General features: G+C 42.0%; 23 protein-coding genes and 2 pseudogenes. 11 read left to right on the top strand and 14 right to left on the bottom strand.

What is annotated here, in order from left to right:
- Positions 1-86: 86 nt before the first annotated feature.
- From SGLY_RS03015 to SGLY_RS03005, 3 genes and pseudogenes are all read right to left on the bottom strand, one after another.
- Positions 87-2,399, bottom strand: a complete 2,313-nt coding sequence (locus SGLY_RS03015) for a glycosyltransferase (RefSeq protein ID WP_013623818.1) — start codon at positions 2,397-2,399, stop codon at positions 87-89.
- Between the two features lie 21 nt (positions 2,400-2,420).
- Positions 2,421-3,197: a glucose-1-phosphate cytidylyltransferase gene (gene rfbF / locus SGLY_RS03010; protein ID WP_013623817.1), complete on the bottom strand. Its 777-nt coding sequence runs from the start codon at positions 3,195-3,197 to the stop codon at positions 2,421-2,423.
- A 77-nt stretch (positions 3,198-3,274) separates the two neighbouring features.
- Positions 3,275-3,886, bottom strand: a pseudogene (locus tag SGLY_RS03005) (transposase); the annotation flags it as partial.
- A gap of 25 nt (positions 3,887-3,911) precedes the next feature.
- On the opposite strand from SGLY_RS03005, the pseudogene SGLY_RS18590 reads away from it, so the two are divergent.
- Positions 3,912-4,058: pseudogene (locus tag SGLY_RS18590) on the top strand (IS3 family transposase); the annotation flags it as partial.
- Positions 4,059-4,141: 83 nt separating this feature from the next.
- Here the strand turns inward: SGLY_RS18590 and csrA are convergent.
- From csrA to flgM, 7 genes are all read right to left on the bottom strand, one after another.
- Positions 4,142-4,411 (bottom strand): carbon storage regulator CsrA, encoded by a 270-nt coding sequence (gene csrA / locus SGLY_RS03000; RefSeq protein ID WP_242822969.1) that lies wholly within the window; start codon positions 4,409-4,411, stop codon positions 4,142-4,144.
- Positions 4,387-4,818 carry a flagellar assembly protein FliW gene (locus SGLY_RS02995; RefSeq protein WP_013623815.1) on the bottom strand — a complete coding sequence of 144 codons (432 nt, stop codon included), beginning with the start codon at positions 4,816-4,818 and terminating at the stop codon, positions 4,387-4,389. The genes csrA and SGLY_RS02995 overlap by 25 nt, the downstream gene beginning before the upstream one ends.
- Positions 4,819-4,832: 14 nt before the next feature.
- On the bottom strand, positions 4,833-5,390 hold the full coding sequence (locus tag SGLY_RS02990) for a DUF6470 family protein (RefSeq protein WP_013623814.1): 558 nt from the start codon (positions 5,388-5,390) through the stop codon (positions 4,833-4,835).
- Positions 5,391-5,405: 15 nt separating this feature from the next.
- Positions 5,406-6,320 carry a flagellar hook-associated protein FlgL gene (gene flgL / locus SGLY_RS02985; RefSeq protein ID WP_013623813.1) on the bottom strand — a complete coding sequence of 305 codons (915 nt, stop codon included), beginning with the start codon at positions 6,318-6,320 and terminating at the stop codon, positions 5,406-5,408.
- A 61-nt stretch (positions 6,321-6,381) separates the two neighbouring features.
- Positions 6,382-7,863 carry a flagellar hook-associated protein FlgK gene (gene flgK, locus SGLY_RS02980; RefSeq protein WP_013623812.1) on the bottom strand — a complete coding sequence of 494 codons (1,482 nt, stop codon included), beginning with the start codon at positions 7,861-7,863 and terminating at the stop codon, positions 6,382-6,384.
- 79 nt (positions 7,864-7,942) lie between these two features.
- A complete protein-coding gene (locus SGLY_RS02975; protein ID WP_013623811.1) occupies positions 7,943-8,422 on the bottom strand; it encodes a flagellar protein FlgN in 480 nt (159 codons plus the stop codon).
- Positions 8,423-8,710 carry a flagellar biosynthesis anti-sigma factor FlgM gene (flgM, locus tag SGLY_RS02970; RefSeq protein ID WP_013623810.1) on the bottom strand — a complete coding sequence of 96 codons (288 nt, stop codon included), beginning with the start codon at positions 8,708-8,710 and terminating at the stop codon, positions 8,423-8,425.
- 341 nt (positions 8,711-9,051) lie between these two features.
- Between flgM and rfbG the strand changes: the two genes are divergently transcribed.
- From rfbG to SGLY_RS02920, 10 genes are all read left to right on the top strand, one after another.
- On the top strand, positions 9,052-10,152 hold the full coding sequence (gene rfbG / locus SGLY_RS02965; protein ID WP_013623809.1) for a CDP-glucose 4,6-dehydratase: 1,101 nt from the start codon (positions 9,052-9,054) through the stop codon (positions 10,150-10,152).
- Positions 10,153-10,232: 80 nt separating this feature from the next.
- The gene (locus tag SGLY_RS02960) at positions 10,233-11,570 is read left to right on the top strand and encodes a glycosyltransferase family 4 protein (RefSeq protein WP_013623808.1); all 1,338 of its coding nucleotides are present in this window, start codon (positions 10,233-10,235) and stop codon (positions 11,568-11,570) included.
- A 47-nt stretch (positions 11,571-11,617) separates the two neighbouring features.
- On the top strand, positions 11,618-12,643 hold the full coding sequence (locus SGLY_RS02955) for a radical SAM/SPASM domain-containing protein (protein ID WP_013623807.1): 1,026 nt from the start codon (positions 11,618-11,620) through the stop codon (positions 12,641-12,643).
- Between the two features lie 9 nt (positions 12,644-12,652).
- Complete coding sequence (locus tag SGLY_RS02950) at positions 12,653-13,654, top strand: radical SAM/SPASM domain-containing protein (protein WP_013623806.1); 1,002 nt, start codon at positions 12,653-12,655, stop codon at positions 13,652-13,654.
- A gap of 2 nt (positions 13,655-13,656) precedes the next feature.
- Positions 13,657-14,694, top strand: a complete 1,038-nt coding sequence (locus SGLY_RS02945; protein WP_013623805.1) for a radical SAM/SPASM domain-containing protein — start codon at positions 13,657-13,659, stop codon at positions 14,692-14,694.
- A gap of 6 nt (positions 14,695-14,700) precedes the next feature.
- Positions 14,701-16,221 (top strand): glycosyltransferase family 2 protein, encoded by a 1,521-nt coding sequence (locus SGLY_RS02940; RefSeq protein ID WP_013623804.1) that lies wholly within the window; start codon positions 14,701-14,703, stop codon positions 16,219-16,221.
- Between the two features lie 17 nt (positions 16,222-16,238).
- Positions 16,239-17,375, top strand: a complete 1,137-nt coding sequence (locus SGLY_RS02935) for an FkbM family methyltransferase (RefSeq protein WP_013623803.1) — start codon at positions 16,239-16,241, stop codon at positions 17,373-17,375.
- 52 nt (positions 17,376-17,427) lie between these two features.
- Entirely contained in the window at positions 17,428-18,561 is a 1,134-nt protein-coding gene (locus tag SGLY_RS02930; protein WP_013623802.1) for an FkbM family methyltransferase, read from the top strand.
- A gap of 64 nt (positions 18,562-18,625) precedes the next feature.
- The gene (locus tag SGLY_RS02925) at positions 18,626-20,434 is read left to right on the top strand and encodes a B12-binding domain-containing radical SAM protein (protein ID WP_013623801.1); all 1,809 of its coding nucleotides are present in this window, start codon (positions 18,626-18,628) and stop codon (positions 20,432-20,434) included.
- Between the two features lie 76 nt (positions 20,435-20,510).
- Entirely contained in the window at positions 20,511-20,969 is a 459-nt protein-coding gene (locus SGLY_RS02920; protein ID WP_041444568.1) for a hypothetical protein, read from the top strand.
- 201 nt (positions 20,970-21,170) lie between these two features.
- Here SGLY_RS02920 and SGLY_RS18045 read toward each other — a convergent pair whose 3' ends face one another.
- Genes SGLY_RS18045 through SGLY_RS02905 form a run of 4 tightly spaced genes read right to left on the bottom strand, consistent with a single transcriptional unit; the run spans position 21,171 to position 24,457 of the window.
- The gene (locus SGLY_RS18045) at positions 21,171-21,308 is read right to left on the bottom strand and encodes a CD1375 family protein (protein ID WP_013623800.1); all 138 of its coding nucleotides are present in this window, start codon (positions 21,306-21,308) and stop codon (positions 21,171-21,173) included.
- Positions 21,308-21,496, bottom strand: coding sequence for a hypothetical protein (locus tag SGLY_RS02915; protein WP_013623799.1), 189 nt, complete (start codon positions 21,494-21,496; stop codon positions 21,308-21,310). Before SGLY_RS02915 ends, SGLY_RS18045 begins: the two co-directional genes overlap by 1 nt.
- The gene (locus SGLY_RS02910; RefSeq protein WP_242822952.1) at positions 21,496-23,364 is read right to left on the bottom strand and encodes a hypothetical protein; all 1,869 of its coding nucleotides are present in this window, start codon (positions 23,362-23,364) and stop codon (positions 21,496-21,498) included. The genes SGLY_RS02915 and SGLY_RS02910 overlap by 1 nt, the downstream gene beginning before the upstream one ends.
- On the bottom strand, positions 23,291-24,457 hold the full coding sequence (locus SGLY_RS02905; protein ID WP_013623797.1) for a reverse transcriptase/maturase family protein: 1,167 nt from the start codon (positions 24,455-24,457) through the stop codon (positions 23,291-23,293). Before SGLY_RS02905 ends, SGLY_RS02910 begins: the two co-directional genes overlap by 74 nt.
- Positions 24,458-24,674 lie beyond the last annotated feature (217 nt).

Raw genomic sequence — 24,674 nt, 5'->3', positions numbered from 1 at the left:
ACTCAAATCCCACTAACAAAGCGCATTATTTCTATTTTTATTTAATTTTCTTGTTTATTCTAACTCTTTTATCCTTTTAACATTTATCAAACTGTTTTATCCTTAAAAATTGTAATATATTCCTCTATAGCTTCACTCATGGCTTGATCGGGACAGAACTCCTTGGCCTTCTGATAATAGTCCAAAGCCTCGGGAAAATTCTGGTCAAGCTCATGAGTGTTGCCAAGGTTATAAAGCAACTCAAAATTCCTGGGATCTCTGTTTAGGGCCTGCTGCAGAAGCTGTTTGTTCTCCTCTAATTGCCCTTGTTTTAAGTTGATCACCGCTCTCATTGAGACCAGTTCCGAATCCCGGCCCACGATCCTTTCAACTTCAGTAAGTAAAGAAACCGCTGAATCAAGTTCATCCTTATTGATTAGGTCTTCAATGTTTTTTTTGATCTGTCGCGCGTATTCTGCATACTCTCGGAGCGCATCTGTAGAATTTTGCAACTCCTTGGTCAGTATCTCAACTCCCCGGTTTAGCTCGGGATATGTTTTCAGAGAATTTTTCAAGAGCTTAAGCGCTTGACTGAAATTGCCCCGGTCTTTTTCTTCCTTGGCTTGGGTCAGTTGGAGCAGGAATCCGTCTTCTCTGTCCAGAAACTGCCATTGCTGTGTTTCCATTACACTCCGGTTATATAAAGCTTTACTGTATTTTACACCTATTTGCATGAGCATTTTTAACAGTTCTGAGTAGTCATTATCGCTCAGTTCGCCGTAAAGCAAGGTGTGCTTGAGTAATGACCTGCTTAGTCGCAGCTCTGCAAACCCTTGAGAATCAGCTAAATCAAGAATATAATCTCGAACAAGACCGCTGACAGACTTCCGGGTTTGCAAAAGATATTTAAAGAGTGAATCGGCTTTTTCTTTGGTAAGCCTATTGAAAACATCCGGCAAAGATTGTTTCAGGGATATTTGGAAGAAAAACAAATCCGCATAGAAGTCGGATTCGGAGTTAAAGTCCAGATCTGCCGCAAGCCTCTGTATTTTCTCTTTGCTTTCAGGTAAGCGTTTTTCCCGAAACGCAACTCTAATTTTGTTTAAATCGGCATAAATGCCTTCGCTTTGGGCAAAAAGGTCTATAATACCCGTCTGTTCGTTCTCCGGTAAAGCGATCCGAGAAACCTCCAGCTTTTCCAGAAAATATTTTTTTCCCTCAAGCTTAGCTAAACTTAAATATAATTCTTTCAGTTTGGAAAACTTTTTAGATTTTAACGCGGCCTCAACATAAACCGCCAGACCTTGTTCCAGTACAGGTGTGGGTAAATCACTGCCCGCACCAATTAACTGCTCGGTTATCTGCATAGAAGAGTTATAATCTTCGGTTCTGCAATATAATTTACTCAAGTCGAGCATGGCTTCATCTGACTTATTAGAATAATAGATTGGAATCGAGGGATCATTGACGATCTTAAGCCTATCATATCTCCCGATTAATTCTAAATAATCTTGATAGGATTTAATCGCGGCGGAATCTCGGCCCTGCGAAGCATATAAGCGGGCTAAAATAAAATGCAGATCAACATATTCCGGTTCCAGGTCAATTCCTTCAAGACAAATCTTTTCAGCTTCCTCTAAATGATTTTGATCAATGGCATAAGAGGTATATCTTTCATAGACGGTTATTAATAAACGTCTATGCCGTTTCTGCTTAGCCATTAAATGATAGGTCTTCCGTATTTCCTCTAAAGCTTTATCTGTTTGCCCATACATGCCATAGGTATTGCTCAGTTGGTAGCGGTAATAAATGTTATCCGGGTTTTTGGTTAATTCCTCTTCAAGTAATCTTCTTGATCTTTGAAATTTTAGTTCCATTAAGCCTTTATCCGCATGATCATAGCCATAATGCTTAAAAAGGGAATTTAAATTAAAAATGCCATTGGGGGAATCTTTCCACTGGGGCTGTTCATGAATTTTACCCTTAAAATGAAAAAATCCATCGTTTTTAAACAAACGAGGTAAAGCGATCATTACTTTGTCCTGTTTGTTACCAAGGTTTGTAAAACTGGCAATTTGAATCGCGCATCCGTTATAAGCGACTCTCTGTTTCGGATCGTTTAAAAAACTTATCATATCGGTGCCGTCGGTAAGCTCTTCATCTGCGTCAATAACCAGAATCCACTCGCCCGTGGCGTAACTGATCGTGATATTTCTCATTTCGGAAAAATGATTGTTCCAAGGATGAAGATAGACCCGTTCAGTATAGGTTTTGGCAATGTCTACTGTATGGTCAGTGGAACCGGTATCCACAATAATTAATTCTGATTCCAGATTTCTCATTAAAGGCTTGAGACCGTCAAGACATCTTTTTAAATTTCGTTCTTCATTTTTGACCATCATACAGATACTTAATATCATCGTCTGCCTCCTAACGTATACTTATTTCCACACTTTCCACGGGGCTTGTTGGCTTTCCCACAAACTTTCCAGCACATATTTGTCCCTTTGTGTATCCATACATTTCCAAAAACCCGGATGTTTATAAGCAATAATTTGCCCGGCTTCAGCTAATTTCATCAGAGGACTTCCCTCAAAAGCTGTGCTGTCCCCTTCTATATAGTCCAACACCTCAGGTTCAAGTACAAAAAAACCGCCATTGACCCAAGCGTCAAGGGTCTTGGGCTTTTCAATAAATTCTAGTACGCTGACGTCTTCATTAAGTCCAAGTATACCGTATCTTCCGCTTGGCTGAACCGCCGTAACCGTAGCAAGTTTACCGTGATCCTTATGAAAAGCTAATAGTTCTTTTATATTAACATTCGATACTCCGTCGCCATAAGTAAGCATAAACGTTTCATTCCCTATGTACTGCCTGACTCTTTTTATTCTCCCGCCGGTTAACGTATCAATCCCTGTATTGGCAAGGGTGACTTGCCAGGGTTCTATTTCTTCGCTGGAATGGATGCTCATTTTGTTCTGGGCCAAATCAAACGTGACATCTGAGCCATGTAAAAAATATTGAGCAAAATATTCTTTGATGACATAACCTTTATAACCAAGACAAATAATAAAGTCATTAAAATGATAATGGGAATAAAGCTTCATAATATGCCATAAAATAGGTCGTTCTCCTATTTCAATCATGGGCTTAGGCTTTAAATGAGATTCTTCACTTATACGTGTACCGTATCCTCCGGCTAAAATAACGGTTTTCATAGGTACTTTCATCCTTTCAGAATTTTAGAATTCACTTTTAAAATTACTTAGAGATTGCTGAACAGATCTCTGCTTTTTCAATAAGCTAACCTGATCAGTCTGAAATATCCTTCAATAAAATTGAGTATAAGAATCCGGAGTCTACGCTCCAGGTTCATCACCAATAGTTGCATGGCGATAACAGTTTCACTGGTTCCCTTAAGACGTGCCATGATACGTCCGAGCCCATAAAACCGCTTTCCTTCTCCGAATTTTCCTTCAACAGCATTTCGAATTCCAGCATCCAGACGTTCTTGTTTCTTTTGTTCTCTTAATAGTCCTTGATCTTTGGATGGTCTTCCGAGTGGTGGGCCGCTCAGTCGAATGCCTAGCCTCTTGCAGTAGTTGAGGTTGTCTCTATTCCGATAGATCTTGTCAGCCATCACGGCTTCAGGATAAAACCCATACCTTTTGTAGTAGTGTTCAACCGATTGCATCAATGTTTTGCTCTCATTGAAAGCGTCAAAGCTTAGATTCTCCATGAAACTAAACCCTTTGACAACACTAATCGCAAGCTTTGCTCCAAATTCTACATCGGCACTCGCTTTGCCACGTACAATGGGTCTGACAAAAGGCATATGCAGGCTGACAATGCGATCCTCTATGGAGTGCTTACCCTTCTTGAACATTTCATGTTGTTGCCGATAAATTTCATGACTTACGAGTGGGCGCTGAAAAGCAGAGTTTATGGAAAGAGCAGCTGAAATATTTAAGAAAGGGCCCGTCTGAATCAGAAAAAAGCTAGTTGAAGAAGATGGACACATCGCGGACCTGGAGCGAAAAGTCAGCCAATTGACAGTTGAAGTTGATTGGATGAGAAAAATCCTAAATCAGCTCGATAAATCGCATTCTGGATTTTCAGCTTATTATGACTCGATATTTTGTTTAAGATCTTATACTAGTCGTTACTCTTTAACCATTTTAGCCCGCAGGGCATTGATTGCTTCCAGACTTTGTTCTAAGTCACTTGTTTCGGCTGCTGCTTGATTTTGACGGCTGATCTCTTCATAAACTTCACTGCGCAGTATTTTTACTTCCTTTGAAGCATCAATACCAATCTTTACAGTATCACCAGAGATCGATACAACGGTAATCTCAACCCCTTCTCCGATTTTTATTCTTTCATTAACCTTCCGGGAAAGAACAAGCATTAACCTGTCACCCCTTCTGAACAATTTCTTTCTTCCTTTTGTGAGAATAACAATACCTTCGAATTATACTTTTCTTCATTCAAAATTAACTGATAACCTAATTGCTTTTCTAAATTAATAATTATTGGAGCTTTTAAATTAATTGTAGTTTTCAATACATCATTGTCCAAGCATAAAATATTCCACACCTCAAGCTTAGTATCACATTGAACACTAAGTATTTGCTCACCCTCAAAATCTAATTCAATTTCTTCTATATATAATGGAAAATAAACTTCAGGATGTGTTAAAACAAACCCTACATACTCGCTGTTTATGGCAACAAGCTGGGCCAGATGAGTATCCTTTTCCAAAATCAGGTTCCACTCATGATAAGTTTCAAAACCGGGAATTCCTAAAGGAATTTTTATTTTTATTTGTTTCTCTTCCATAACCTAAACTCCTTTTATCTTTTAATATCCAGATTCGAGCCAACTGCCTCGAATCTAATGTAAGGCTCTTTCTCTATGTAAACCTTTACATCACCTTGTCGAAATTCTGCCTGAATATCAGGCGGCGTAAACTCTATATCAACCCCTCCGGCATCTACTCTCCACTGCAGATCTTTCGTTGTAACACTGATTTTAACCGGTTCCAGTCTCACCAGCTGCAAATTCCGTTCTTTGGGTTGGGTTGACTGTTCAGCAATTTGAGCGATACTGATTTTTTTGCTCAAATCGCTCAGTTCCTCTCCCTGCTGGGCACGGCGCATAATACCTTGTGCGCAAGTCTGTTGGGAATCCTGCCGGAAGTATTCGGCTTGTGCCTCAATGTTCCGGTACCCTAATGATTCCCGAAACGCCGTATAGTCAATGTCCAAAACCGCTGCCGGCTGCTCTACTTCAATCTGGGCGGGATATTGTTTAACCTCAAAATCAGCGGGTTTGATTTTGAGGTTAAATTCATAAGGGGAAATTTGCAATCCAATACGTCCAAATTGCTGATGAACTTGTAGATCTATCATAACGATTACCCCGGTTTATTTCATAAAATCAACAAGTGAGGGCTGAATAATCCTGGCCCCTACGGCTAAAGCCGATTGATAAACATTCACCTGGTTGGTAAAATCAGTGATGGCTTTGGCCATATCAACATCTTCTACATTTGACAGATTCGCCTGCAAATTGTAATTCATAGAAGCCAGCTGAGACTGAATTGATTCCAGTCTATTGGTGCGGGCTCCGAGTTCCGCCCGCAAAGCCGTAACATTTTGCAGATTCTGATCAAGAGAATCCAAGACCTCTCCCGATATAGAATCACTTCCGCCAAGTTCGGTCAAAAGCTGATCAAAGATACCATCGGAAGTTCCTGCAGGAGTAGTAATTGTGGCGCTTAGTAAGCTGTAAGTACCGTTTGGTGTTGTGAACAACTGCTGTCCATCTACCATGATGGAAATTTTGATGTTCTCACCTACATCAAATTGCACCGAATCTGTATTCCCTGACCAAGTCCCCCCGGACATTGGTGCTTGTTCCGTTTTTGTGCCGGCAAATAAATACTTATTGCCCACTTTTGTATTGGCCAATGCTTTAACCTGCTCATTTATCTCACTAATTTCCTGGGCAATGGCGTTTCTTTCATTTAAGGAATTCGTGCCGTTATTGGCACTGAGCACCAATTCCTGAGCTCTTTGAATCATTTTTGTTAGATCGCCCAAAACTGAATCGGTGGTATTCATATAATTTAAAGCTTCGCCGGCATTTTTCTGATACTGGGCAACCATACTGAGGTTACCTTTGAGGCGCAGGGCATTCTCAATCCCTACCGGATCGTCTGAAGGTCTGAAGATACGCAGTCCGGTGGACATTTGATTTTGCAACTTATCAAGTTTCCCCTGGGCAGCTGTAAGATTCAATAATAAATTCCGTGAAAACATATTATTCGTCATTCGCATATTTTTTACCTCGCTAGAATTGGCTTGTCCGTTTCGTTACTCAATTGGCCCGTCAAACAGCCTATCTCGTGATACCCATACCGTTAACGACTTTATCCAGCATATCATCCATAATTGTGACCATCCGCGCTGCCGCGGAATACGCTGTCTGAAATTTTATCAAATTCGTCATTTCTTCATCAATAGACACTCCTGAAACCGAATCTCTCCGATTGCTTAACTGGTTTATCAAGGCATCCTCTACCGCCGTCATCCGTTGAGCTTGCTGGACATCAACGCCGAAAACGGCAACAATATTCCCATTGTAGTAATCGCCAAGAGATGCCGCCGAGCCCATCTCCGCTGGGGTGGCGGCCGAAGACCATCCGTGCGCCAGCGCCGCGATACTAGATGCCACATCCCCGTCGCCAGATCCAGTGGTCCCTGTAATGATTCTGCCGGCATCGTCCTCAATATCTGAGTACAAAGTAATGTCCGAAGCCGTAAGCTTAGTGGGATCAAAGAAGTAGTCAGTGGTAGCAGGGTCTGTATCCTGGTGCAGAGAATTTACTGCCGTCACTATTCCCGCCGCCAGATTATCCAGCTTACCCTGTAAATTCTGCAAATAAGTATAACGCGTATCAATCAGGGATTGCAAAGAGCCCATTTGAGAACCGAGTTGAAGCTTAATCCCTGAACCTGGACCAAATTCAACATCGGGTATGCCATCAGGGGTTGTATCCAAATCTTGGGTTGTATTAGTGACTGAGTCTATCCAAGCCAACTCGGTCACTTGGCTATCATCAACAAGTAATTGCCCGGCTGCCTCATCGCCAATTTGAACCTTGTAAATCCCTACTTGACGGTCCGTAAACATGGGATCTGTCGACTCGATTACTCGTACACTTACAATTTTAGATAATTCATCCACAAGATTATCTCGTACATCGTAGAGATCATTGGGTTTATCCCCGGCTACCTCCGCCGATTTAATTTGCATATTGAGATCTTTTATTTGCTGGGCAATATTGTTGATCAACCCGACTTGAACATTAACCTTATTGTCCAGATCATTTTGCATATCCGTAATCTGTTTGGATATATGGTTTAACGTTCCGGTAAGGGCTATAGCCCGTTCACGGACAACCGCCTTGGCTCCTAAGGTTTCAGAACTGGTCGAGAGATCGCTCCATGCTACCCAAAATTTATCCAGATCATTATGCAGACTGTCCGCCGAGTCTTCATTCAGTATTCCTTCAACCTGTTGCAGACTGTTTTGTCTTTCTGTCCAATATTGCTGCCTTGCTGTTTCCCAACGGTACTGGCGATCTATAAAGTTGTCCCGCACACGTATAATCGTGGCAACCGCTACCCCGGTTCCCACACTCTGAGTGTGACCAAATAAATAAAGCTGGTCCGGTATGGTCGTCGCAAGGTTTGCTACCTGTCTAGTGTATCCTTGGGTGCTTGCATTTGAGATATTATGACCTGCTGCATTAAGAGCGAGCTGCTGAGCAGACAAAGCACGTTTTCCTAATTCCAAGCCCGCAAAAGTTGATCCCATTTACCTTCCTCCTTCACCTCATAAGAAACCCGTAAATTCAATCATTCTGAAAACTAAGGACGTACTTGATGTATATTGTTCAGACATTTTTGTTGATAAAAAAAACATTATTTTGAGAATCCTCTGTATTCGAGGTTCTCTTATACGTAATTTTTTTTTCTGCGGTGAGTGCGTTCATGGTAACTTTCACAATATTGACGGCGTTTTCTAAGAGCTTGGTATTTATCTTATTAAGATTACTAATTTCCGCAATCTCATTTTCCAGTTCATTATAAATGTCTTTTAATGACGGTTCGATCTCCATCATATCCGACACGGTAATTTTCTCAGCTGTTTTCCCTAATTTTGTCCCAAAAAATTCAGCATCTTTCAGTCTTTCTTCTTCCAAAGAACTTACCTTATGCAAAGCCTGTTCTTCTGCTGAAGTTATTAACTCAATTTCTTTCAGATTATTTAAAATCAGAGCATCTTTTTTTTGCCGTTCTAATTCCCGAAGCTCTTTATATAAGTTTAATTGCTCTTTTAAATTGTTTATAAAATTTTTAATCTCTTCGGACAATTAATTCTCCTCCATTTTTTCAGGAGATAATAAACTTTCAGCAAGAGAAACGCCGTCAAGATCGAACTTCCCATTTTCAATCTGCGTTTTAATCTGGTTTACTTTTTCTTCTCTGATTTCCGGTAAGACTTTGGCTTTTTGCAGCAAATTTTGAAAAACCTGCGCATTGCCGGATACTGCGATCTTGTCCGATTGAGAAGCCTGCCCATTGTCGCCGATTCCAGAGTCACGGTCGGTCGGTCTAATACTCCTCACCGGTTTGATTGCTGATAATGGATCAATCTTCATTTAAACTCACCTAACCCTTAAGCTCTTATTCTATAATTTATATCGTATAAACCAATCCTACTCTGAAGAAATTTCTTGATTTTTTTATGTTCTTTCATTATTGCTACTGTTTGTACTGCGGTTATCAATAAGTATTAAAATATGATGTCCATCAATTAAAGCTCTTTAGCCATTGCGATTTATATACGATATTGTATGTAAAGAAGTTTATAATTAAAGCATAAGGTAAGTATGGATTTTGTGAAGTATCAAGCATCTATAGACTTCACGCTTATGATAAAGTCATTCTCCTAACGGATTAGGAAATAGTCAATGCATCCTGGAAGGGCAGGGTAGTTTTTATGTTCGACATTAGTTTTTGGAAAGGTCGTAAAGTACTTATTACAGGTCATACAGGATTCAAAGGATCATGGCTTGCTAGTATATTACTCGATGCAGGAGCACTTGTATCGGGTTACTCACTGTTTCCTCCAACAAAGCCAAATCTTTTTGGACTATTAAAATTAGCAAAGAACATGTATTCAATACAAGGTGATGTCCGTGATCTTGATAAGTTAAAGAAGGTCTTTTTTGAGGCGGGTCCTGATATTGTATTTCATTTGGCGGCCCAGCCGCTTGTCAGAGAATCATATAGGAATCCCGTAAATACTTATGACACAAATATCATGGGAACGGTAAACATTCTTGAATGTACCCGGCTTTATGGAAAGGTAAGGTCATTTGTAAATGTTACAACCGATAAGGTTTATGAAAATGATGAATCAAACAGGGTCTACAAAGAGAATGACAGACTTTGTGGCCATGATCCCTATTCCAATAGTAAATCCTGCAGCGAACTCGTTACCTATAGTTACGTCCATTCTTTTTTTAACAATGATGATTCAACAGCGATATCAACAGCTCGTTCAGGCAATGTAATCGGTGGAGGGGATTTTTCTCCCGACCGGATTATACCGGATTGTGTACGGGCGGCGCAAAAACATGAAGATATTGTTGTGAGGAACCCCCATTCAATCAGACCCTATCAACATGTTTTGGAATGTTTGTCAGGATATCTGCTTCTGGCTCAGAAACAGTATGAAAATAAAGAGAAATATGAAGGAAGCTATAATTTTGGTCCTGATACCAGGGATTGTGTAACAACAGCGACTTTGGTCGATCTGTTCTGTAAACAGTGGGGTGAAGGACAAAAGTGGAAAAATCTTAACGATAACGGTCCTTATGAAGCTTCTTTTCTGAGATTGGATTCTACAAAAGCGAAATCGCTCCTAAATTGGGAGACAACCTGGAATATTAAAAAAGCGCTGAATATGACCGGCGATTGGTATAAAGCTTTGGCGAATGGGCAGGAAATTGAAAAGTTGACCCAGATGCAATTTAGAGCCTTCTTAAGTGCATTTAAAGAGGTAAAAAGGAATAAAGCTCATTTGGAAGTGGGATAACGAATAATCTGTATGCTTTGTATAAGGGAAAAAGATTATATTGAACATTGCAGGAAATGATGAAGCAAGAGGTGAATTCAATGCCAAAGGTGCTGCATATTACGACACATATGGGCGGAGGAATCGGCAAGTTCCTGTCGGAAACCTTAATCTACGAAAAAACGCACCGTTCACCGTTTGAACATAAAATAATACTGTTGGAACAACCGAAAAAAAAACAGTTTGTTGAAATTTGCGAGAATAATGGCATTGATGTCTTGATCAAAGATCAGAACACCAATTTTTATGATGATTTTAAAGAAGCAGACTTGGTCGTCCTCCACTGGTGGCACAATCCTGTTATGTCAGGTTTTTTGAGAAAATTCCCCCCAATAGAGATTGGGCTAGTCTTATGGGTACACGTTTCCGGCTGCACATATCCTTCGTTTCCGGCCGAATTGGCTTTGCTGCCGCATAAAACGGTTTTTACGACGGCTTTTTCCTATGACAACTCAGCTTGGAGCTCGGAAGAAAGGAACAAAATAAAGGAGCAATCTACGGTCCTGTTTGGGCTTGGCGTAAACGCAGTCTCCCATAAGCCAGTCACGCTCCGCAGTTCTGGTGAAGAATTTCGCATAGGTTATGTCGGCACTCTTAGTGAGAGCAAAATACATCCCGAGTTTGCGCTTTTTTGCAAGGCAGTCCTGAAGGAGATCCCGTCATCCAGATTTATTTTGGTTGGTGATTTAAACGGAAACGAAAAGATTTTCAGGGACATCCAAGATTACGGGATTGCTGAGCGATTTGAGTTTGTGGGCTACACTGACCGCGTTGATGAACAGTTGGAAACATTGGATGTTTTCGGTTATCCACTCAATCCCTATCATTTCGGTACGACTGAAAATGTGGTACTTGAGGCAATGTCTATAGGTCTCCCCGTTGTGATGCTCAACCAGTGTACGGAAAAGTATATTGTTACCCATAAGACCGACGGCCTTTTGGCAAATAACGCAGAAGAATATGTAAAGCTCATGCGGTATTTGTATTATTCTCCGGACGAACGTGTTCGTATTGGCGAGAACGCTAAAGAAACCGTTTTGAATAAATATTCCATCAAGAGAAATGTTGAGGGAATGCGGAAGGTATTTTATAACGAAATAAGCAGACCGAAGCGTCTGTTTGATTTTAACTCTATTTTCGGAATTGAGCCTTACGAATGGTTTTTGTCCTGCCTCGGAGAGGATAAAAAAATGTTCTGCGACAGCTTAGACCAAGGTCTAATGACGAATCGCAACCGAAAAACTGAAATTATTGACGCAATCCAAAATTGCCGCCCGATATTAAGAGGCCAAGGCAAAAGCTCTGTTTTGCAATTTGCCGAAACATATCCGAATGACAATGTTTTATCTTTCTGGAGAGGGATGGTGCAATCGCAATAGGAGATATGCCGCGGTTTAAATTATGACGTTCTATGGTGGAGGTAGAAATGAAGGCTGAAATTCAACCCAGTTATGATAAAAAAAGGCAAAAACTTCTTGATATAATTCCGCTGGAGGCTCCGCTCGGAATGTATATCGAACCAACAAGAAGATGTAATTTCAAATGTTTTTATTGTATGCATGCCACCAGAGGGGTTGCCGGCGGCCAGTTGGACAGAGAAGGCTTTAGAATAGAGAATATGAGCGGTGAATTATACACAAAAATAATTAAGGATATTATGGCTTTTCCTCAGCCGCCAAAACGCATCGCTTTTTCCGGTCTGGGGGAGCCTTTGATGAATAAAGATCTGCCTAATATGATAAAGGAACTTCGAGATGCCGGGTTCACCGGCAGAATCGACGTTTTGACCAATGGCGTGTTATTGACGCCCAAGATGGCGGATGCGTTAGTGGCGGCAGGCATTTCAAGAATACAGATTTCTATTCAGGCGGTAAATAAGGAAGGTTATCAAGAAAACAGCGGGGTTGACATTGACTTTAAGGCGCTCTTGGATAATATCAGCTATCTTTACAAGCATAAAGGCAATGCTTCAGTATTTATAAAAATAATTGATTCACTTTTGAAGAATAAAAATGACGAAAAAAAGTTTTATGAACTATTTGGTAATCTATGTGACGCGATCTATATAGAGCATTTGGTTGTGATGCAAAAGCAAATGGGAGATCACCAAGGGATGGTTGATTTCACAAGAAATCTAAATAATGAATTAGTCGCGCCCCGTAAGATATGCAGTATTATGTTCTATTTTCTGCAGGTGAATATTGACGGGCAGACTTTTCCCTGCTCAACTCCGGGGCTGCCGAATGGTTTTTCAATGGGCTGCGCAAAAGAAAAGTCCCTGCTTGAAATTTGGAATGACAGGCCACGCAACGAACTCATATGCAAAAATTTGCGAGAAGGCAGGATGAGTATTGAGGAATGCCGTGAATGTTCCTCCTGCATTTGTATAGCCGATCCCGCAGAAGACCTTGATGACCATATAGACGAAGCGCTCAAGAAATTTAAGAAATAGGGTGTAAGCATGCTGTCAGAAATAAAGCCGATAAGCGATGAAAATCGTGTAATATTAAGTAACGTCTTACCCTTGGCTACCCCTTTTACAATTTATGTGTTTCCAACAAATTACTGCAATTTCAAATGCAGCTATTGCGGACAATCTCTCGGTTATAAAAAAATGAAAGAAGAATATGATTTTGAGCCCGAGCAGATGTCGCTTGCCACCTTTAAGACTGTCGTTGATCAGATGAAGGAATTCCCGGAGCGCTTTAAGGTGTTATCGCTTACAGGGCATGGAGAGCCGCTTATGAACCCTCAGCTTCCCGAAATGATTGCTTACGCGAAGGAAAACAATATAGCGGAGCGAATTGAATTTATTACCAACGCTTCCCTTCTAACGCCAAAACGATCGGATCGGCTTATCGCGGCCGGGCTTGACTGTCTGAGAATTTCTATGCAAGGCCTTTCAGCCGCCAAATATGCGCATATTTGCAGATACCAAATAAATTTCGATCATTTAATGGAGAACATATCCTATTTCTTTAACAACAAACAACAATGCAAACTTTATGTTAAAATCATGGACGTTGCGCTGGAAGCTGGCGAGGAAAACAAATTTTATGAGCTTTTCGGGCATATCTCGGACCGGATGTTTATTGAGCAGTGCCGGCCGGTCTATTCCGGCGTCGAAATGACCAGAGATATTGAAACAACGGCTGACCGGTATGGTCACGAGCATCCTCCCCGTATGGTCTGCCCGCTTTGTTTTTATATGATGGGCGTACTGCCTAACGGCGATGTTAAGCCGTGTGATGCCATCTATAAGCCCGTTATACTCGGGAATATCTATCACCAAAAATTGCTGGCAATGTGGCAGGGCAAGGAGCTCCGGGAATTCCGAACGCGGCAGCTTTTGAAAAAACGCTGTGAGAATAAAAGCTGCGGGGTTTGTTGCGCGCCGGACGATGTTTCTCATCCCGAGGATGCGCTTGATGAGCAGGCGACGAGAATTTTAGAGAGGTTATAACGATGGGAACGCTTCAAAATGGGCCTACACCAGGTGGCGTACGGACAAACCTTGCTGAAGTACTGCCTCTTAAAACACCGTTTATGATTCAGATTTTTCCCGTTTATGGCTGCAATTTCCGGTGCGGCTATTGCATCTATGCTCTGGATAAATCAAAGCATGGTTATATTTCCGATGTGACTTTTATGGATATTGAACTTTATAAAAAGTGTATAGACGACATGAAAAACTTTAATCGTCCGCTTAAAATGATCCGGTTTGCGGGGATCGGAGAACCGTTGCTTCATCCGCGTATCGATGAAATGGTGGCTTATTCCAAACAGGCGGGGGTTGCCCAAAGTATTGATATTGTTACCAACGCCTCGTTACTAACCAAGTCTTTGTCAGATGCGCTCATCTCGGCAGGGCTTACCAAACTTCGGATTTCCCTTGAGGGCCTTTCCGACCAAGATTATAAAAGAAACAGCAAGGCAACCGTAAATTTTGAAAATATGGTTTCGCAAATTCGTTATTTCCACGAGCAGGCCAAGGAGACTCAGGTTTATATAAAGATAATTGATTATATGGTTCAGGACCTTGAGGACCGGCAAAGATTCTTTGAACTTTTTTCTCCAATCTGTGATCAGATTAGCGTTGAACATTTAACCCCTACCATCAAAGAAATTGATTATGATACACTATCCGGAGGAATGAAAACCGACAAGCCCCAAAATGCCGAGCGCCTGCTCGATTCTCAAATATGCCCCGAGCCGTTTTATATGATGCAGATTAATGCCGACGGCAAGGTTGTGCCGTGTTGCTCAATGGAATACCCGATTGTTATGGGCGACACAAACAAGCAAAATGTAGAGAGAATTTGGAACGGCCAAAATTTTAATCAATTTAGGCTGGCATTGCTTGATGGCAATCAAAACGCTTCCAGAGTTTGTGAGAAATGCAATTTATATATTTACGGTATGTATGAAGAGGATGTTCTTGATGAAAATGCACAACATCTGAAGAAACTGTTTCAGGCTCTATTAATTAGAAATAAGAGGTAACTTCCAGTGAATACTTTTGTTGAACCCATTATACTGAACACGGATTCGATTGAAGCTCCCAAAGTGGGAAATGACCTTTACACTTCAAGAAAAAATGTCTACAATGAGCTGCTCGACGCCAATGCCCCGACCGCATCCATTATTGTGCAGGCCTATAACAGATTAGGCAAAACAAAAAGATGTGTGGAAAACATTTTGAAATACACAACCGATGTTTCCTTTGAGCTTATCCTGGTTGACAATGGTTCAACCGACGGCACTTATGAATTCTTTCAGTCGGTGGATTATCATGATAAAAAAATTGTGCGTGTTACCAAAAATGTCGGTGCAGCGTTCCCCAGTTTTTATTTGTATAATAATTTTAAAGGCAAATATTTTGTTATTGTAAGTAATGACATCGTTGTCACGCATCATTGGTTGTCCAATTTGCTGACTTGTTTTGAGTCCGACGTTAGAATCGGTATGGTTATACCGTTGTCTTCAAACGTGAGCAATTTGCAGGACCCAGGTTGGAGGTTTGACTCGCTTGAAGAAATGGAGGAAGTGGCAAAAGAATATAATCACTCTAACTCTCTCAAATGGAAGGAAAGAATGCGACTAATAACCACAATCGTTATATTTTCTCGCGAGATACTGGATATTGTTGGCAAAACAGATGCAGGTTATTTTCATGACTTTGCGGAGGATGATTTGGCTATTCGCATAAGACGTGCCGGTTATAAATTAATCTTATGCGAAGACACTTATATTCATCACGACCATGATTTTCGAAACATGGAGGATAAAGATCCGGTTGAATTTCAAAATTCATTGAATATGGGCAGACAGAATTATAAGGACAAATACCACGGTCTTGATGCCTGGGACGATGTAAATAACTTTGAGAGACCGCTTATAAATATGCTTCCCCAGCCGTCCGCGCAAAATAACTGTCCTCAAATATTGGGCGTCGATATCCGGATGGGCACCCCGATTTTGGAGATTAAAAACAAGCTTCGTGAATCGGGTGTTTTAAAGACAAGGTCTTCCGCTTTCACCACAAAAGCCATCTATTATTCCGAACTTGCGACAATCTGTGACGGTGAAGTATATAGTGACCGGATTGATGCTATACAGGAACACTTCGAGGCAGAATCTTTTGATTATCTGATTTTGGGTGAGCCGGTAAATCTTTATCCAAACCCTTTGAATTTGATTAAGAAACTTTTATCCTTGATAAAAAAGGGTGGAAAACTGCTTATTAAGCTCAGAAATACCAATGACGTGCGCAAACTGTTTACAACATTAGGCAGAAACGATCTCTGTGACACCGAGACTCCTGTGGATATATTAATTGATGATTTTATCAAGATACTTGGCAGCTTTAGATTCGCAAATGTTCAAACCGGTTTTGAAATGCATAATATAGACAAAAATATAGAAGACTTGATAACTGCTCTTATTGAGGGCGCTCAATTTGCAGCAGACTCAAATGAATCGATTGTCCGGTTAACAATAAAGGATTACTTGTTTTACATTGAAAAATAAATAGGAGTTGTAAGCCAATGAATTTGATTGAAGCAAGGCATCATGTAGCTGAGTCCATAAAAATTCAGGTTCCGCCTGATTATCACTTAAAAGAAGATATAGCACAGGGTAAAAAGATTCTGATTTACAGTGCGGGTATTACCGGCAAGCTGGTATTTAATATATTGAAGTTTCTGGGAACTCCTGTCGCCGCCTTTCTTGATCGGTCGGCAACACCCGGGCAGCTGCTTTACGGCCTACCGGTATATAAGGCCGATGATATGAATATGCCTCAAGAATATAAGAATTTCAAGGTAATCATAGCCCTTGACCGCTTTAAGTACAGCATAGGGGATATTACAGCCTATCTTAACGAGCTCGGTTTTACAGATGTTATATACAGCCACTCTGTTATGTGTATGTCCAATTACTACCATTTCAACAACACGTACAACACCCCGGGAGTCAATCTGAGACAAGAAGAAAAAGAAATATTACAGGCCCTTGAACTGATGGGGGACGACCAGAGCAGGGATGTGTTTTGCAGCTTTCTGCGTGCTTATGCCACTTCGGAGTTCGATAATACGGTCATCAGTGCGGGTTATGTTGATTATGTAAAAACGGGTATTACCCTGAACAAGGGTTTCTCTTGTTTTGTCGATTGCGGCGCTTATACGGGAGATACCTATGAGGAAGTAAAGAAATATTACAAAGTGAATACTTATATTGGCTTTGAGCCAAACGCAGAAATTTTTAAAAAGCTGACAGAGACTGTAGAGAGCAGTGACGACAATCAAACGACCGCTTTTCTATACCCCTGCGCGGTTGGAGACAAGGCTTATTACGCCAGTTTTAACGACGAGTTGAACGGGGGAAGCACCTTGAGTGAAAAAGGCAAGCAGACCGTTCAGGTGGTGAAGCTGGACGATGTACTCAAAAACGCAAATCCCACCCTGATAAAAATGGATGTCGAGGGTGCTGAGATAGACGCGCTCAATGGCTGCAAGGGCATAATTAAAGAGAACAAACCTGATTTAGCGATTTGTGTTTATCACCGTTTGACAGACCTGTGGCGAATTCCTCTGCTTATACACGAATTCGAGCCGGAATATAAGCTTTATATGAGATGCCATAGTATAGCCACTCTTGAGACTGTGCTGTATGGTACACACTAACATAATTACTTTTACCATGATATATTTTTATAATTTAAGAGGGATATAGAACATGAATATTGCAGAAGCAAGGAATCACATTTCAGAATCGATGCAAATGCAATCTGCTCCAAATTATCAATTGAAAGAAGATATTACTCAAGGTAAAAATATTATCATTTACGGAGCAGGCGGGAACGGAAAGCTGTTCTACAGTTATCTCAGATTTTTAGGCATTAGTGTGGTTGCGTTTCTCGACAGAGCGGCGAAACCTGCTCAAATGCTTTTTGATTTGCCGGTACATTGTGCAGATAGTGAAAAAGTACCTCGCTGTTATAAGGATCATAGAATAATAATTGCCCTGGATAGATTTAAATGCAATATAAATGAAATTGTTTCTTATTTAAATGATCTTGGCTTTAAAGATGTAATTTATAGTAACCATCTTTTATGTAAGGCAAATTATTACAATATCAACACCACATTTAACATACCTATAGTTGATCTAAAACAAGAGGAATCGGAAATTAACAAGGCGCTTGAACTTTTAGAGGATGACCATAGCAGGGAGGCGTTTTGCAGTTATCTGCGTGCATATGCGACCTCAGAATTTGACCATACCTTTATGAGCAAAGGCTGCATAGATTATGTAAGGCCCGGGCTAACCCTGAATAAGGGCTTTGCACGTTTTGTTGATTGCGGTGCTTTTACTGGCGACACCTTTCAGGATATAAAGAAACATCATAACATGGATTCCTATATTGGGTTCGAGCCCAGCGGTGAAATATATAAGCGGCTACTGGACACGGTGAAGAACGAAGCTGGGGATACTGTCGCATTTTTATACCCATGTGCCGTAGGGGATAAAACCTTTTATACGAGCTTTGATGCCGAGCTAAATGCAAGAAGCAGTTTGAGTGAAGATGGTAAGCAGACCGTTCTGGTGGTAAAGCTTGACGAATTGTTGATAAATGTAAACCCCACAATGATAAAAATGGATATAGAGGGTGCGGAAATTGATGCGTTGAAGGGTTGCAAAGATATCATAAAAAATAGTAAGCCTGATTTAGCAATTTGCGTTTATCACCGTTTAACAGATTTATGGCGAATACCCCTGATGATTCACGAGATTGTACCAGAATATAAGCTCTATATGAGATGCCATTACATAGCGACAATTCAAACCGTCCTTTATGCTACATGCTAACTGAAGCTGGCAATTTGTTATTAATTTGGTAATAAGCAAGATACGGAGAATTAAGGAGAATATCATGAACTTAAATTACTTAATTGTAATGCCGCAAATTACACAAATAAAGGATCAGTATTATATATTTCCTATAGGGACAGCCTATGTATCGTCAAGCCTTAAAGCTAGCGGGCGCAATGTTACTACGCTTAATCTTAATTATAAGGAGACCCCCTTAGATATCTTAAAGCAGACGATACTCAATAATGACATTGATGTTATTACAGTTGGTGGACTGACTTCGCAATATAACATGCTTAAAGAAATAGTAGACACCGCAAAATCTATCAAGTCGGACATTATCACAATTGTCGGCGGCGGGATTATTACGAGCGACCCTATTCCGGGGATGCAAGCACTAGAGACTGCCGATTATGGAGTTATCGGAGAAGGAGAAATAACCATGTGTGAGCTTGCAGGGGTGTTAGAGAATCATACGGACCTAACTCTCGTTGATGGAATCGTATTTCATAACGGCACTGAGTGGTCTATTACTAAACCGAGAAAAGAAATTATGGATCTTGACTCATTGCCATATCCGGACTATGAGGGATTTGAGTATGGTGAAGTTCTTTCAAAGAAACCATCGGATATCTATTCTTTTATGGACAGTAATGTACTTACCATGACATTTGGTAGATCTTGCCCTTATAACTGTACCTTCTGCTTTCATCCAAGCGGTTCAAAATATCGTCAGCGCTCACTTGACAGTGTATTTACCGAGCTTGATTATCTGATTAGCAATTATACGATAAATAATTTGGCAATTACCGACGAACTTTTTGCTCGGAATTTTGAATATGCGGCTGAATTTTGCAAACGCATAAAACAGTACAACATTGGTTGGATTGTTTCCCTGCGAGTTGATATTGTGAGCAAGGAACTAGCTACAATGCTGAGGGATAGTGGCTGCCTGTCAGTTAATCTCGGACTTGAAAGTGCGGATAACCGGATATTAAAAAGTATGCGTAAAAATATTACTATTGAACAGATAGACAACGCATTATCTATTTTGTATGAAGTTGGGCTCAACGCGCAGGGTAATTTTATCTTTGGTGACCTTGAGGAAACCCTTGAGACGGCAAGCAACACCATAAGATGGTGGGAGGCGCATCCACAATATCAAATTCATCTGCACTGGATTGTGGTTTATCCGGGTTCATATCTTTATAAGGTTGCTTGCGAAAAGGGCATAATTAAAGATAAAGTTCAATATATCAAGGATGGGTGCCCATATATTAATGTTTCCAAAATGTCTGACGACGAATTTAAACAGCTTTCCCAAAAACTTGATACCATCTCTCCAAACAGAATTAATTTCAAAAGCAATGTCAAAATTCATTATAAAAGTTATGGAAAGGTGGATATCATAAGCTCATGCCCTAATTGTGAAAGTGAAAACAAGTGGACTAATCTTGACGTGTTCTGGCCTATGACTAATATTGTTTGCGGCGACTGCAAAAAAGTGATGAACATTTTAGTTGCAGATTATATTGACAATACATTTGATGATAATATAAAGCTCCTTTTGAAAAGAGGAAAGGTTGCAGTCTGGCCGGTGACGTACACGCTTGTAAATGTTTTTGCAAAGGCTCCTTCATTGCAAAGTACTGATGCTTACATAGTAGACTCTTCTCCGTTTAAACAAGGTAACGAGATATTTGGGAAAAAGGTTTACTCTCCCGAAGTAATCCGTTCAATGAATATAAAATCAGTTATTATTCCCATATCTACATCAGTGGCAAGTGAAATTTACGATATTATAAAGCATACCTATCCTAATGTTCAAAATATTTACTTTGCGGGCGAATTGATTAAACCAATAGAATAAAATAGAGCAGAGCTTTTAAGACTGTTCGGTTTAAATTTGATATGACATAAAATAATGAAACAGGAGATGGGGAAAATTGAACGGGGATAGTAGTGATCTTATAGAAAGCCTATCTGGCAAGGCTGTAGTGATATACGGCAACGGCAGGGCGGGAAAACAGCTTTATCAAATATTAAAAAACAATCACATTTACGTCAAATTCTTTTTCGATAAAAACACATTCGAAGGGAAAATGTACGATAACATTCCTGTAATACCCCCAAAACAGCTTGAAGAAAAATTTACAAAAGCAGAAAAAGAGGAAATAACAATAATCATTGCATTGGCCGGCACAAAAAATGATTATGCCCAAATTGAAAATTTATTGACTGAATCAGGATTCAAAAGTATATTGAGATATTTTCCAGTTCGTATTTTTGAAAATTATTCGGCTTCGGATAAAAATGTCCAACAAAAAATAACTAAGGTCAAAGAATTTTTTTCAGATAGGGAGAGCGCTGTTATATATAACAAATATATAAGCGCATTTATGTAGCCGGACAAAATTTTTGGCAAAAAGGGACAAGATTTTTGGCAAAAATTACACCGTTTCTCAGAAGTATTTCCGAGGTATCGTTCGCTTGCATCGACCGCCCCGGAGGGGGTGATTCATGCAAAAGAGCGAGGCCATTTAAGACATCCGGGAGGGAGCAGCCGCGAGGCCGCCCCTCCTTTTGTCTTGCCCGGTTTAAGCGGTCTATGCGCCTTCCACTTCAGCCGCCAGATACTCAGCCACCGGGACGATGTACTCTTCAGGGAGGGACTCGATGTCCCTTTTCTCCCTCTTAATGAGTGCAGCGTATACGGGAATCATGTAATTCTTGACTGCTGCCATTACTGCCCGCCTCCTTGTGTTAGTGTATTGACACGCTCTTCAAGCGCGGCAATCCTTGCATTTGCTTCAAGCAATTCCTCAAACAGTCCGGCCACGGCCTCATAGAGGTCGATATTTAGTTCTTGGGCCTTTTCTACCTTTTCCCTCTTGATTTCAGAGAGAGGCTTTGGATTTAACAATTCAGGCATTACTCAAACGCACCTCCAAATCCATTTATTGAGACTTCGCCTTCATATCCGGGGTTTTTGACAATATGGAAGCGGATGTTTACGCCCCATCTTGTCGCCGTTTTCTCCGCATTGATGAAGTTATAGACTCGGTTGATGAAGACCTGCGCTGTGATGTCTTCCCATGTCGGATTGTCGTCAAAAGCGTTATTACAAGCGTACACGTAGGCCTCCGCGCCCTCGATGTGCCATGTTGGAGTGACAAGGACTTTGGTTGCCATCGCATCGGTCTCGAACGGAGTCGGGAACTCGAACAGGATTTCCGTCTCGTTCTTGCTGAAGTTGAAGACTCTAATCGACGTCGCAAAATTGGTGTCTACAGCCTCAATCTTGAGGGAGTGTGACCCGTTTGTCAGCATGAGCCACTTTTCCTCCGTGAGGGTGATTGTGGCCTCTGTGCCGAGCTCTGCGGTGTATGCTCGGATGACAGTATCGTCAATTTTTTCGGTGATAATCACCGCATCGCCTTCGACGTCGTTCACAATGTAGGTCTTTGAGAAGGCTCCCGTCTGTTGACCGAGGTCTTCATCCACTCCCGAGATGCTCGGCGCGGCGTTTACGCGCTTGAAAGTGTATGTCCTGTACGCCGTGCCACCCTTGCCGTCGCTGACCTCAATCCGAGCCGTGTTGACCGAGTTGAGAGCTAAGCTGAAGAGCTTTTCGTTCGTGATTTCAAGCGTGAGCGTCTGTCCTTTCGGGGCGTTGTTTATCGTTCTGAGCGTTTCAGTATTGAGTTTCTCGACAACTGTCAGTGTGTCTCCGTCCGTGTCATTAACCGTGTACTCAATCTGAAAGCCGAGGTTTTTATCCCCGAGGTTTTGGTCACTTCCCGAGACGGTCGGAGCTGCGTTCACTCTTTGGAACGTCCATACTCTTGTAGCCGTGCCGCCCTTGCCGTCATTGACCGTTACGGAGACGGTATGAGTGCCGAGGCTGAGGCTTGTGACCGGGACGTTGATGCTGTATGTTTGCCCCCGGACTGCATTCGTGAAGGTGTTTGTCTGCACGCCGTCGCGGTATTCCGTTACTGTGAGCACGTCGGACGCATCGGTGTCATTGACCGTGTAGGTGATTACAAAGTCCGCGTTTTTGTCCCCGAGATTTCGGTCTATGTCAGAAATCAATGGGGCAGTATTCAGTACTTCAAGGACGGGCCGCCAGCCGACGATGTCGGTGCGATTCGACTGCCCATTGTTGTTCCAATAGCGGGCCGAAATGTAGCCGCGAAGCGCACGGGTAGCGGTGTTGCCTGTGTAGGTCTCTTGACACCATGAATACATACCCGCCCAATGCCAAAAATCGCCATGAGTGCTCGTGTAGTCAGCCGTTGCAAGGGTAGAGTCAAGGTCTGCCGAAGTGGGAGCAGGGAGCCCTGTGATGACCTCCTCGCGGGTGACGAATCTGTCCCACTCGTTTGTAGCCGGAGAACCGCCGGAGTAGGCGTCCGTTCCGCTCCTGTAGTTGCTGCCGCCCGTCAGAGCTCTCAGCTTGTACTCGGCCCCGTCAATAGTGATGGTTTTGCCAAAAATACGATTGTCGCCGTTGAGGTCGTCCCACGACACATTAGCCAGGATGACCCTGTCACAAATAAGAAGGGTCTTGTCTCCGTCCTTGATTTTGTGCCATTTGAGCTGATTCGCTTCAGTTCCCGGAGTGTTGCCGATAGTCCAGCTTGACATCGTGGTCAAGGTGTTAAAGTCGGCAATGTCTCCGACTGTACTCTGACCTGTCGGCGCGGAGCTGATGCGCCACGGTTTAGTGGGGCGAGGTTGGATTACTCCGCTCTTGTACAGGCCGCCGAGATTGATTGTTCCGAGATATTCTGCCAAAATAAATCTCTCCTTCCACTTTGATATAGGGGTATGGTGCGAAAATCTTCTTGCAGAGGTTGAAGCTGCATGACCAGCGTGCATATCCGAGCCATGAGCTCACGGCCTGAACGACTTCCTTCTTGGTCATTTCCCCGGCCTTTTGCTTTTCGTCCATACGCTTAATGCGTCGCTTCATCGCCTGTTTTGATTTATCCCTCAATAGGCGGTGAGTCGTCCAGATTTTGAAGCCATAGGCATTGACGCCCTGCTCCAACGGGAAAATCTTGGTCTTTTGGTTAGTCTCAAGCCCGAGTCGCTCCTCAAGGAACGTCTTGATTTTTTTGAGGTACTCCTGGGCCTGTTCCTTCGTTGGCGTCACGATGCAAACATCGTCCATGTACCGGGTGTAATACTTCACCTTGAGGAACCTCACGCAATACTGGTCGAGCTTGTCGAGGTAGATGTTCGCCATGTCCTGCGAGGTCACGTTCCCGAGCGGTATTCCTTTTTCTCCTTCCGGGCTTGAGTCAATGATTTTGTTAAGGAGCCGGAGAAGTTTTTCGTCCTTGATTTTCTTTTGAAGGATTCTCTTCAGGATGTCCCTGTCGATAGAGTAAAAGAACTTTTTGACATCTATTTTGAGAATCCATCCTCCGCCGTGCTTCCATTTGCACAACCTCATGTTATGCTGAAGGTGTTCGACCGCCCTGTGATTCCCTTTGTCCTCTTGGCAAGCAAACGAGCCTTTGATAAATACCGGCTTATAGACTTCCTTGAGAACGCTGTGAACCGCGAATTGCACGGTCTTGTCCCGAATATGAGGAGCGGAGATATTTCTCTCTTTCGGCTCGAAAACCTTGAATCGAATGTACTTCCCGACCTCATATTCTTCATCCTTGAGGTCTCGCCACAAGTGGACGAGATTCCTCTCCCTGCACATATCGAAGATGACGGCTTCCTTTTGGAATTTCCGCGCTCCTCGTTGTGTCTCACGGTATCCTTTCGCTATGTTGTCGTAGTCAACAACTGCGTCAAACAGCGGGCTTTTAGTAGTGTTCGTCATAATGGCATCCCTTTCATGAAGCGGCTTGGCAGTTATGACATTGTTCATGTGTTTACACCGTTTCCACAGTGAAGGATTGCCCCTCCCTTGAAGTATAACAAGGACTCGCCGATGAAGCCGTGACCGCATCGGACGAAAGACTTACAGGGCGGGCCGCCAGCCGACGTTGTCGTTGCGATTCGACTGCCCATTGTTGTTCCAATAGCGGGCCGAATTGTAGCCGCGAATCGCACGGTTAGCGGTCAAACAGGGACAACCCTGTGAG

The organism is Syntrophobotulus glycolicus DSM 8271, from assembly GCF_000190635.1.
GTDB classification, from domain to species: Bacteria; Bacillota; Desulfitobacteriia; order Desulfitobacteriales; family Syntrophobotulaceae; genus Syntrophobotulus; species Syntrophobotulus glycolicus.
The sequence above is the reverse complement of the archived record's forward strand: the minus strand, read 5'-3'. Positions and strand labels throughout refer to the sequence as shown.

What these genes read in the sequence shown, in the direction of transcription:
- SGLY_RS02945 (WP_013623805.1), top strand. Translation starts at nt 13,657, where the DNA reads ATGGGAACGCTTCAAAATGGGCCTACACCAGGTGGCGTACGGACAAAC.
- SGLY_RS02950 (WP_013623806.1), top strand. Translation starts at nt 12,653, where the DNA reads ATGCTGTCAGAAATAAAGCCGATAAGCGATGAAAATCGTGTAATATTA.
- SGLY_RS02995 (WP_013623815.1), bottom strand. Translation starts at nt 4,818, where the DNA reads ATGGAAGAGAAACAAATAAAAATAAAAATTCCTTTAGGAATTCCCGGT.
- SGLY_RS02955 (WP_013623807.1), top strand. Translation starts at nt 11,618, where the DNA reads ATGAAGGCTGAAATTCAACCCAGTTATGATAAAAAAAGGCAAAAACTT.
- rfbG (WP_013623809.1), top strand. Translation starts at nt 9,052, where the DNA reads ATGTTCGACATTAGTTTTTGGAAAGGTCGTAAAGTACTTATTACAGGT.
- SGLY_RS02960 (WP_013623808.1), top strand. Translation starts at nt 10,233, where the DNA reads ATGCCAAAGGTGCTGCATATTACGACACATATGGGCGGAGGAATCGGC.
- flgK (WP_013623812.1), bottom strand. Translation starts at nt 7,863, where the DNA reads ATGGGATCAACTTTTGCGGGCTTGGAATTAGGAAAACGTGCTTTGTCT.
- SGLY_RS03015 (WP_013623818.1), bottom strand. Translation starts at nt 2,399, where the DNA reads ATGATATTAAGTATCTGTATGATGGTCAAAAATGAAGAACGAAATTTA.
- SGLY_RS02930 (WP_013623802.1), top strand. Translation starts at nt 17,428, where the DNA reads ATGAATATTGCAGAAGCAAGGAATCACATTTCAGAATCGATGCAAATG.
- SGLY_RS02915 (WP_013623799.1), bottom strand. Translation starts at nt 21,496, where the DNA reads ATGCCTGAATTGTTAAATCCAAAGCCTCTCTCTGAAATCAAGAGGGAA.
- SGLY_RS02990 (WP_013623814.1), bottom strand. Translation starts at nt 5,390, where the DNA reads ATGATAGATCTACAAGTTCATCAGCAATTTGGACGTATTGGATTGCAA.
- flgM (WP_013623810.1), bottom strand. Translation starts at nt 8,710, where the DNA reads ATGAAGATTGATCCATTATCAGCAATCAAACCGGTGAGGAGTATTAGA.
- SGLY_RS02935 (WP_013623803.1), top strand. Translation starts at nt 16,239, where the DNA reads ATGAATTTGATTGAAGCAAGGCATCATGTAGCTGAGTCCATAAAAATT.
- rfbF (WP_013623817.1), bottom strand. Translation starts at nt 3,197, where the DNA reads ATGAAAACCGTTATTTTAGCCGGAGGATACGGTACACGTATAAGTGAA.
- SGLY_RS18045 (WP_013623800.1), bottom strand. Translation starts at nt 21,308, where the DNA reads ATGGCAGCAGTCAAGAATTACATGATTCCCGTATACGCTGCACTCATT.
- flgL (WP_013623813.1), bottom strand. Translation starts at nt 6,320, where the DNA reads ATGCGAATGACGAATAATATGTTTTCACGGAATTTATTATTGAATCTT.
- SGLY_RS02925 (WP_013623801.1), top strand. Translation starts at nt 18,626, where the DNA reads ATGAACTTAAATTACTTAATTGTAATGCCGCAAATTACACAAATAAAG.
- SGLY_RS02905 (WP_013623797.1), bottom strand. Translation starts at nt 24,457, where the DNA reads ATGAACAATGTCATAACTGCCAAGCCGCTTCATGAAAGGGATGCCATT.